Below are 1,453 nucleotides of genomic sequence, written 5' to 3'. Positions count from 1 at the left end.
CATCCGCGTGACGCATCACGCCCGTCGCCGGATCGTTCAGCAGCACCCGGCCCAGACGCTCATGCGCCGCCTGCGTGCCGTCCGCCACGATCACCACGCCCGAGTGCTGGCTGAAGCCCATGCCCACACCGCCGCCATGGTGCAGCGACACCCACGACGCGCCGCCTGCCGTGTTCAGCAGCGCGTTGAGCAGCGGCCAGTCGCTCACGGCGTCCGAGCCGTCCTTCATCGACTCCGTCTCGCGGTTCGGGCTCGCCACCGAACCCGTGTCCAGGTGGTCGCGGCCGATCACGATCGGCGCCTTCAGCTCGCCGTTCTTGACCATCTCGTTGAACGCCTGGCCCAGACGGTAACGGTCCTTCACGCCCACCCAGCAAATACGCGCCGGCAGACCCTGGAACGCGATGCGCTCGCGCGCCATATCGAGCCAGTTGTGCAGGTGCGGATCGTCGGGGATCAGCTCCTTGACCTTCGCGTCCGTCTTGTAGATGTCCTCAGGATCGCCCGAGAGCGCCACCCAGCGGAACGGACCCTTGCCCTCGCAGAACAGCGGACGGATGTACGCCGGCACGAAGCCCGGGAAGTCGAACGCGTTTTCCACGCCCATTTCCAGCGCCATCTGGCGGATGTTGTTGCCGTAGTCGAGCGTGGCCGCGCCGCGTTCCTGCAGCGTGAGCATCGCCTTCACCTGATGGGCCATCGACTGCTTGGCAGCCTTCACGATGCTTTCCGGCGCCACCTTCTGCGCCTCGCGCCACTGCTCGACCGTCCAGCCCTGCGGCAGGTAGCCGTTGATCGGGTCGTGCGCGCTCGTCTGGTCCGTCACGCAGTCCGGCGTGATGCCGCGTGCCACGCATTCTGCGAACACGTCCGCCGCGTTGCCCAGCAGGCCCACCGAAACCGGCTTGCCCGTCTTCTTCGCTTCCTCGACGATGGCCAGCGCCTCGTCCAGCGTCTTCGCCTTGCGGTCCACGTAACGCGTCTTCAGGCGGAAGTCGATGCGCGTCTCGTCGCATTCCACCGCGATCATCGAGAAGCCCGCCATCGTCGCGGCCAGCGGCTGTGCGCCGCCCATGCCGCCGAGGCCGCCCGTGAGGATCCAGCGGCCGCTCGGGTCGCCCTTGAAGTGCTGGTTCGCCACCGAGAAGAAGGTTTCGTAGGTGCCCTGCACGATGCCCTGCGAGCCGATGTAGATCCAGCTGCCCGCCGTCATCTGGCCGTACATCATGAGGCCCTTGCGGTCGAGCTCGTGGAAGTGCTCCCACGTGGCCCAGTGCGGCACGAGGTTGGAGTTCGCGAGCAGCACGCGCGGCGCGTCGGCGTGGGTGCGGAACACGCCCACCGGCTTGCCCGACTGGATCAGCAGCGTTTCGTCTTCGTTCAGGTCCTTCAGCGAGGCGAGGATCTGGTCGTAGCACTCCCAGTTGCGCGCGGCGCGGCCAATGCCGCCGTA

General features: G+C 67.3%; 1 protein-coding gene. It reads right to left on the bottom strand.

Annotated features, from left to right (window positions below):
* The coding region (hutU, locus tag BO1_RS48825; RefSeq protein WP_028223775.1) for a urocanate hydratase at positions 1-1,453 on the bottom strand (1,453 nt) is incomplete at both ends.

The organism is Paraburkholderia oxyphila NBRC 105797, from assembly GCF_000685075.1.
GTDB classification, from domain to species: Bacteria; Pseudomonadota; Gammaproteobacteria; order Burkholderiales; family Burkholderiaceae; genus Paraburkholderia; species Paraburkholderia oxyphila.
Note: the sequence above shows the minus strand (reverse complement) of the source record. Positions and strands in the feature narration are given on the sequence as shown.